The organism is Microscilla marina ATCC 23134, from assembly GCF_000169175.1.
In the GTDB taxonomy this organism is placed as follows: domain Bacteria; phylum Bacteroidota; class Bacteroidia; order Cytophagales; family Microscillaceae; genus Microscilla; species Microscilla marina.
Window position 1 is genome coordinate 77302 of sequence record NZ_AAWS01000040.1, and the last position, 8988, is coordinate 86289.

The window sequence follows — 8988 nt, forward strand, 5'->3', positions numbered from 1 at the left end:
GGTGCAGTTACCACCTAACACACATTTGCAACACATGTCTATTGTCTACGAGCATTTAAAATGCGGTTGCTGAGCAAGCAAAACAAGGTTTAAAACTTCTACAAAAATGCGCTTTCAGTAGAGAGACAAAATATTTGGAGTAAATTATTATAATTGCAAATATGACACTATATTTAGGGGTATTATTTCTTGAAAACACAAAATAAACCCTAACTTGAAGGCATCTTCAATTTTACCAACCCCTGGCAAACATGGATAAAACTAAAGATGTTGCAAGAAACACTCCTACGTCAAAAAGCAATGTGACCCACCCAAGGTGTTTGCCTCGCAAGTAAGCAGGCTTGCCTCAGCTGATGGCAGCAAACCCAGGCTGCTTTCTACCCCCAACTATCAATTCCCCACCAATGAAGAGGGACGGGCGGTATTGACCCGCAGAGGGGAAAAGCCTATGCCATTGCTGCTCAAACGGCGTGAAGACCCCTTTGGCGTGCTTTCATCTAAGGTTTTGGTAAGAAGAACGCCCACCAAGCCTCACCATAAGACCATTTCCCCAATTAAAGCACATACTGTAGACGAGTTTGCTTTGATACTGCTCAATTACTTAAAAAACACCCCTCAGGCTTTATCATTTGCCCAACTCAAAGCAATTGTGTTGAGTTTCAAGCAAGAATTTGGGCAGTTTTTGGGAGTGGGCGAAGAGGGAAGCGCAAAAGTTGGAAGCAAAGAGGAAGGTGTTTGGGACTTTTTGGCACACCTGGAGAAACAACGCAATAATTATGGGGCTCATCGTTTTGACAACCGCAAAACCAACCAATTACTGCATGGTATTTTACAAGCTTTACAGCTACTGACTTCTCAGAAGTTGGTACAACAAGACCCTGAGCTAAAGTTGGGTGCCAATCGCTTGATAGCGTACACTATCAAAACCGGGAAGGGGATCCGTTTGTGGCAGCCCAAAACATCATTGATTTGATTGTGTCCGGAAAAATAGCCCAGGTAAACCAACCAAGTTTGGTAAAAACACTGGGGGATATTCGGCATGCCATGAAGCAATACCTTGAAGGCAACTTAAAGGTGCCTTTGCTCCGGATGCTGGACAAGCAAACCCAGAATAGCGGGGGGACAAACACCGCCCCAGACCATCGGCAAACCAATGCTTTTATGCACAAGCTCAAAAGAGGGCTGGCCACTATACAGGGGGCTTATAAAGGCAAACAACCTTTTGTAGCCCAACTGACGACTGAGGTGTTGGGTTTGATCAATCGCTATGAACACCGTGACTTGACGCCGAAAAAAGAGGTTGAAAAAGAGGAGAGAATTGTTGACCCGGTGACCACCCAATATGCCTCCGAGACCAACTACGCGATGTATCAGGTCATTGGCGAGTTGATTGACAACCCAAAGTACCGGAAGATTTTTGAGCTACCCACCAAACTCCAGGATAAACGCCTGAAGGTGATCATAGAGGAGATAAGAAAAAAACACAACTATCAGTCTGTTTTAGATGTAAATGGCAAGGTAAACTTTGACTATGATGCCCGACAAGAAGTTTTGCGGAGGTTTAGCGAGTGGAGTTTGCGCAAAAAAGGCAAATCGCTGGAAAAGCAATTATTTAAATCGCGGGAAGACGCTTTTAATGCTGCCAAAGCAGAGGCAAAAACTATATTGACCAAAACTGATAAGGTAGTGTGGCAAGCCAATGATCAACTGATGGCGCTTTATCACCAAGGGGTCGTAGGTTTGATCCAGCGAAGAATGTTGAGTCTGGAAAAGCTATTGGGCAAAACCAATTGGAAACAATTGTTTAAAGAAGCTGGCTTATACGCTTTGCTTGATAAAATAAACTTTCAGGAGGGAGTCATTTATGGCGCCCGAAAAGAACACTACCAACCTATATATGACTATGTGAATGGTTATAGGATTGACTCGCCCCAGGGAGGCACCGCTGGTGGTCAAGGCAACAACAGTGCTCCCCCTAAGGCTTTTAAAACCAAGCTCAAAGACATGGTCACTGACTATTATTTGCGCTATAGATACACCAAACAAAGGCTCAAAAAGTCGACCCAGGCACTCGATGTCATTCGGTACAAAAACAGTAAAATTAGTATACGCTATGGCGAAAGGCACGACGAAAGCGCAGAAAGAGGCTTGGTAAAATACGACAAACAGCTGTTATCAGACGCAAAAAAGGCTTTTAGGGCGATCGCAAGAACTTATTTTCTGAACGAAGACTTTGCGAGCAGCGAACGCACTGGTTTTGCAAAATCGCTGCTAGAAGGGCTCGCCGAAAGTACTTTTTGGACAGACTATAGCACCAATACTGATTTTGCGCAGGCGATGGCGCAAAACATGCAATATGAGGGCTTGGCACTGACCAAAAAACAGCTAAGCCGTGCTAAGCAAAGCCTTACTGAACAAATAGGCACAGGCATTGGCACGAGTATTCCGGTGATGCTTGAGATTATGGCTACTACTCTGATAACCGAAGGAGTAGGCACTTTGCCCGCCATTGCCAGGGCGGGCAACGCTTTGGTAAAAACCCTTCGTTTGGGTGAACGCACTACCCGGGTGCTCCGGGCGGCGTTGGTCAACAGCATTGCTTTTAAGCTGGCGGGTCAAAGCGAATATTCGGGGCTGGGCGAGGGTATTATTCAGGGTTTGGTAGGGGGCAGGCTTCCATTGCTCAAGCTGCTAAACAAACCTGCCCATAAAATAGTGATCAATAGTTTTATCAACAATGTAGCCATTCGTTATGGGGCACACGTAGCCACCGAAACCACTCAGGAGTATGCAGGTGACCTGATGGACAACCTCATGAAAGACGGCACTTTTGCCAGTGCCCTGCGCAAAACATTTGGTGCCAACCTGGACCAGGCAGGAGAAAAGCTGGTGGTAACCGCTGCCATCTGTGCTTTTTTTGGCAGCGCGGGATCTGTCAAGGGTTTTGTGGCAGATACTACCCTACAGTTGCAAGCCAAAAAGATGCAGGCTACGACTACCGAGGCCAAGCTGGCGTATACCAAGGCGTTGGCACTACTTGCCACGGTAGATCATTTGCAGCCCGAGACAAAGCAAAAAGGCAAGGCTACTCCCTACCAGATACAAGCCGCTCCCAGGGTGCCCCAAAAAATAGAAGAAAGCCCTGAGCTGGAAATTCTCTACAAGGAACTTACCAAACGTGAGGCGCATAAAAAGCGCCTGGAAGAAGGTTTGGGCGAGTTGCAGGGCAAAGTAGGCATTCAGGTAGAGTATGGCAACCCCAAAATAAGTGGCAAAACTGTACAAGCCCATTATACTACCCAAACTCGCACTTACGCTGGGGTATTTAGCCTCACTACTATAGACACCGTTCAGCTGAGGGTGGGCCCCGATGCCACCATAGCCCACACACAAGAGCACCTGGCCACGCTCAATTATATGCGCCGTTACCAAGGCCTCAGTGGTAGAATGCGTGCCTGGGGCGATCAATTCAAAAAAGCGATAGGTTGGCATGGCATCCCCCAACCTGGCACGGCATTGTGGGAGTCTAAGCAAAAAATAGAGAAACTCTCGGCCATTTTGATGCAGCGGGCTCAGGCAATTGAAGCCGGCAAGTTTGACCCTGCCCAGGCCCCTGAAATAGAAACCGAACTAGGGGTTATACTTTTGCAGCTTGAGTATTTTGAGGAGGTAGCCCATTCGGTGAGTGCAGATACAAAGGGGGTGGGGTATGTGGCGATGGAAGAAAATGTTCGCCTGGAAGTATTGAAGAGTCTTGACCCTAATAACCCTATCGAGAGAGCTATATTTGAGCGGCAGCAAAAACATATTTCTGATTATAAGGGGGTAGATAAATATATTGAAGAAGGTAATTTGCCTTTAAAAGTCGATAAAAAAAATTTAGATATAGATGAAGAGATACAAGAAGAAATAGATGATTTAGATATAGCAAATTTGAATGAGTTTTTTTTCATAGATGGAGAAAAACAAATTAACTTACATAGGGTATTTGATTTGGAAGATGGATTTATTGATTTAAAGTATGCAGCAGTACCAGATGCTTTTAAGTTTTTATCTGTTCCACCAGAACTTGAGTTAGTACCAGGTAAAGGCTTTCCTGCTTCAACATTCTTTACTGTTTTACAAGGAAAAAAGGCTGGTTTCGACTTTGATGCTTTGAAAGGCATAAAAATTTCAAATATGGTTAATACAGAGACAGCCCTTGAATTAGCTTATTTGATGAAAAAATTCCCAAACCTAGATCCAAATGAGCTTTTTCAGTTTACACATAGCTTTGGATATGTGAGAACCTTGGTAGAACAAGTTGGAAAAGAGTTAGACGCAAAAGTTGATATACAAGGGCTAAATGACAAAGAAGGGTTAAAGGCAGAAGTTGTTAGAAAAATGGGTGAGTATGGTTTAACAAAAGGTGATTTTATACCTTTTAGATATAACATAATATTTACTGTTAAAGATAAGGCAATCGATTCAGAGCAGAACCATAATCTGGACTCTGATCAAGATATTAATAAAGAAAATAAATTGTTAGAGTTAATCAACCAACGAATAAAAACAAACCCAACAGAAGATTATGCTTTTGATGAATTTAAGCAAGATGTACAAAAAAATGGTTTATTGGATATAGCAAATAGGAGTAGTGTTCAACTAAAAAAATTGGAAGAGTTATTTAATAAATTAGTAGAAAGGGCAAAAGTACTTCTAAATTACTTTGTTGGCCTTGAAAATGTAAACATTACAAATGCAGAAAAGAAGATAATTAATCAGCCTCACGAACATGCGTATGTTTTTACCAAAAAAGGAGGAAGCGCACAAGCTTATCATTTTACAAGTAATCAAAGAACAACTGTTGGGTTTACTGAACCAGAAGGAGTAAGTTTTGAAGGAGCTACAATGACCCATAATCATCCACCTTCAGCTGAATTTCAAATATTTCCTGATTATCGAGGAACCACTTTTTCTACAGGAGATTACACAAGCGCAGCTAAAGTTAAATTGAAGGAATTACGAATGGTGACAATTGATGGCGCAAAAGGACAGCAGTTGTTTGTGTTGAAAAAAGCAAGTGGAGAAAACTTTGATATGAGTGATTATGACTTTATTAAGGAATCTTTAACCTATACCTATAGAATGAACAAAAAATTACGGCAGTTAGCTAATCAAAGGTTAGAAATATTAAGGGCTAACTACCCTAGTAAAATTACATCCGATTCGTATCGAGATAGTCAGATGATTGCTTTGGTACAATATGAAATTTGGGGTCTTATAAAAGAAGAGTTAGAGGAGGATGGAGGCATTATTTATGAATCATATTCGCAAGGTAAATTAGTAAATTTTGAGGAAGAATTAAAGAATTTATTTTAGATTACAATACCATGAACAAACAAGAGGAAATAAGTTCTAGTATATTTTTTAACCAAACATTTGAGTTAAGCAAACCTGAACCTGAACAGATAATGACTGAGTTACATAAGGCATTAGAAGTAAGGGATTTATCCAGAAGAAAGCTGAAAGAGGTATTTGTAAAAGTATCAGGTTTACTTGAGCTCTTAACTTGGGTTGTGACCAGAGAGCAAACAAGCCAAGAGTGCATCTTGAAAGTAGGCCTGGGTACTCAAAACAGTTTTGTGGTTTCTGCAAATGTCGGTACTAATAGTGCAGCTCTTGACAAGCTTGCAAATGATATACAAAAAGCAAATGATTTAAGTGAAGAAGAAGTTGATGCTTTTATAATAAGGCAACCATTAGACGTTTCAATAGAGCAGCTGATGTCTAATAAAATAGATTTTTTATCTGAGATATTATACTTAAGTGGACGTCATAAGGGTAGGTTTTTTGTAAAAGAAGTAACAGAGTATGCGCACATTTTTTATCTGTTAATCCCCTGACCTATGATTATTAAAAAGATATACTTGATTTCCCAAAAAGCTACTGACAGAACAATTAAGTTTGAAGGTGAACCGATTAGCTCCATTAGTCAGTACAGGAAATATGAGCAATTTGTCCAGCTTATTTCAACATATACTGGCTTACCTTGCGAAATGCTAAACCTGAAGAAGCAGTGGGAAAAATTGCCTGTTGATGGCTTATATATAATTTTTTCAGAACATCACTTTATAAAAAAAATACGCAAACTAGACCAAACTTTACCTTTAGAAGCATTCAGGAAAATTTTTTTGGTGGATTTTGGAGGTGTGTTCAGTGAATTAGACTATCAAGGCTTGCCGTTGGCAGGGAGTATGCAGGGACACGATTATATGTCCTATTTTGTGCTTGAGAAAAGCATTAATTCACTTAGCGCACCAGGGTTTGTTGCAGATAGTTTTGTGGCAAACAAAAGCTTCGGCACTGTTGATAATCATAATTACTACCAGCTTCATCCTTTTAAGGAAAACATTGTAAAAGAATTAGGACAGTACTTGACAGCATATATTCACTCGTTTGAGCAAATAAAAACGAAACAATATGATATACAGGGTCTGGCTTCTGATGTAATTCATTCCAGAGCAAAAGTAGGCTTGGATGAAACACTTCAAAAGATTACAAGCCCTATGAAAAAAGTATACATAGTTTCACAAAAGCCAGCCAACCTACAAAGCAGAAAAGATGGTGAGTATGTCTCTGTATGTAAGGCACGAAAGTATGAGGCTTTGGCTGAGAGCATAGCAACCAATACCTTTGCTATTCTCGAAATAATAACACTTGATGAGGAGTGGACAAACTTCCCGTTAGATGGAATGATCATATTATTTGCTGAAGAGGGATTTGTAAAAAGATTTGCTCAACTAAAAATAGCTCACCAGACAGCATTTACGAGGAGAGTATTTATTGTGGATTTTGGCTTATCAAATGGTAAACCCTCAGACTTTGCTCATTTTACATTTGCAGGCTTTATGAACGATACTGATTATGAAATATGTTTCGTGCAAAATACTACAAAAGATTCAGCAGGTTTTTATGGAAATAGCTTTGTTCTATCACCAGAGAATTGTTCTTCAGATGGAACTAAATATGGCTTTTATTATCTGCAAGACAGTCTTCAGAATGAACTGGCAGACTACCTAAAAAACTATATAGAGGTGTTTGATAAACTTTGTGAACCTCATGAGAAATGACAAAGTCAGAGTCACCTCTTGCGTTGATGCTCCTCGTTGTTTCAAGTGTCTCACCTAGCGCGCATTTCAATGCATCTCTACTTTCTTTGATCATTTACAATGTGGTTTCTGAGCAAGCAAAACAAGGCTTAAAACTGCTAATGTGTATGCTTATGGTTGAATTCCAAGCCATTTGCATTTGATTGCTGATCATATTACTTTGCCAAAGTTTATTTACGCTGCTTATTGCGAGGCTTTATAGCAAAAGATCTGCTCATAAATCGGTCATCTTTATAAGCGGCATCTATAACAAAGCGTAATTTTTTGCGAAAGCAAGTGCGGAGTTTCTTTAAGTATTCATCAGCAATAGTTTGGGAGGCATCGCGTGCTTTAAGCTTGGAGGGTAAGGCTATAAAACGCAGAGATTGCACTGTCCCTTTGGGCTTTAGCTTAAACGTAACAAGCAACAAGGTACCTAGCCTAGCTGCAATTGTTCGAACACATCTTTAGGCAATACTTTGTGAATGATTTGATCTACTTTTGTTGGGTTCTTTAAGCGTATTTCGGGCAGGTTTTCACTCCCTACCGATGTTGTTTGGGCAAAGCTGGTAGCCCTAACAAACTGGATGCAGAAGATAACTAAAATGAGTAGACGCATGGGTTATTTTTTCTTTTCTAAAACTTTTCTAATAATATCAAAAGTTGCTTCAGGACCTTCATTGGTTTTTGGGTCATCATATACATTATTTTTTCCATCCCTTTTATTAAGGGTTTCCCAATACTTTCTGAAGTTTTCGACGAGTTGCAAATACTCAGCTTTTTGTTCAGGGGTAAAACTAGTTTTGTTCATAACAAGCGAAAAGTCTGGACCATCATCTAACAAGCCATAAATAAACTTCATTAAACCTTCTTGTCCTGGTAGTCTCCAGCACCTGTTTCGTCTAATATGCTGATGAGTGCTTTGAAAAAACGTGCCTCAAATTCTTTATTAGATGCTCCCGGAATATTTTGTGCCCCTGGTTTTTTAAGGAATGGTGAGAAATTAAATTACCATTCTTGAGGTAGAGGTTTTGTTTTGAGACGAGGCTATTTTTTGCGCCCATAGCAGCGCTATGGGCAATAAAAATAACGAAGTATCAAGGCAATAAATCACCTCTCAGAGTGTAAATTTATTTTTGAACAATTCCTAAGCATGTTTTCATAACCATAATGCTCAGATTGGTAGGCATGAAAAAACTCTTCCATAAATGCATAGTCATCATTGAGGGCAGCTGTTGAATAAAATGCGATAGTACCGCCGCCTTGTTTCCCTGGAATAAATCCACCTCTTGACTTGATACCACCCATTTATAGGTAGTAAGTAAAGCCAGAAGTAGATAGTTTATCGTGAATAACTTCAAAATAAGAGTTTTTCTGTTTTACATTAGCTATCTTGTCTGTAAACGCTTGCTTATCGGTTGTATTAAGCTTAGAATCATCAAATTTAGCTTGTATAGGGGTGTTATTTTTAGCAGTAGTGCTGCGTTGTATTGGACGTTGTTTTGCTTGAATGACTGGTAACTTTCCTTGTTCGCTTTGAATAGGTTGAAGAGACTTTCCTTCAGAATCTTTGGCTTGGATAATTGCCGCTTTTTTTTCTTATTCTTTTTGTCTTGGGTATTTGTCGCTTGTATAGAGGGTGGGTTTTGTGTTTTTTTTTGTTGCATTTGTTACTTTATATTGTGTGACAAGTACAAAAATAAATTTTTAAAATAATACTATAAATCTTTTAATCATTTAATTTAGGGTGATATTGTTCCACAATATAAAGTAACAAATGCAACAAAAAAAAACACAAAACCCACCCTCTATACAAGCGACAAATACCCAAGACAAAAAGAATAAGAAAAAAAAGCGG

General features: G+C 39.9%; 7 protein-coding genes. 4 read left to right on the forward strand and 3 right to left on the reverse strand.

Features of this window, described 5'->3' with window-relative positions; translation table 11 throughout:
* Positions 1-316: 316 nt before the first annotated feature.
* From M23134_RS27440 to M23134_RS27455, 4 genes are read left to right on the forward strand one after another with little or no spacing between them, the layout of a single operon-like run.
* Complete coding sequence (locus M23134_RS27440) at positions 317-973, forward strand: hypothetical protein (protein WP_002701821.1); 657 nt, start codon at positions 317-319, stop codon at positions 971-973.
* Entirely contained in the window at positions 946-5361 is a 4416-nt protein-coding gene (locus M23134_RS27445) for a hypothetical protein (RefSeq protein WP_002701823.1), read from the forward strand. Before M23134_RS27440 ends, M23134_RS27445 begins: the two co-directional genes overlap by 28 nt.
* Before the next feature lie 11 nt (positions 5362-5372).
* Positions 5373-5885 (forward strand): hypothetical protein, encoded by a 513-nt coding sequence (locus M23134_RS27450; RefSeq protein ID WP_002701825.1) that lies wholly within the window; start codon positions 5373-5375, stop codon positions 5883-5885.
* Positions 5886-5888: 3 nt separating this feature from the next.
* Complete coding sequence (locus M23134_RS27455; protein WP_002701827.1) at positions 5889-7112, forward strand: hypothetical protein; 1224 nt, start codon at positions 5889-5891, stop codon at positions 7110-7112.
* Between the two features lie 454 nt (positions 7113-7566).
* Here the strand turns inward: M23134_RS27455 and M23134_RS27470 are convergent, their stop codons facing one another.
* The 3 genes from M23134_RS27470 to M23134_RS27480 all read right to left on the reverse strand — a co-directional run bounded on the left by M23134_RS27470 (position 7567) and on the right by M23134_RS27480 (position 8438).
* The gene (locus M23134_RS27470; protein ID WP_002701832.1) at positions 7567-7749 is read right to left on the reverse strand and encodes a hypothetical protein; all 183 of its coding nucleotides are present in this window, start codon (positions 7747-7749) and stop codon (positions 7567-7569) included.
* Between the two features lie 3 nt (positions 7750-7752).
* The gene (locus tag M23134_RS27475; protein ID WP_198145101.1) at positions 7753-7941 is read right to left on the reverse strand and encodes a hypothetical protein; all 189 of its coding nucleotides are present in this window, start codon (positions 7939-7941) and stop codon (positions 7753-7755) included.
* Positions 7942-8240: 299 nt separating this feature from the next.
* A complete protein-coding gene (locus tag M23134_RS27480) occupies positions 8241-8438 on the reverse strand; it encodes a hypothetical protein (RefSeq protein WP_002701838.1) in 198 nt (65 codons plus the stop codon).
* Positions 8439-8988: the final 550 nt, after the last annotated feature.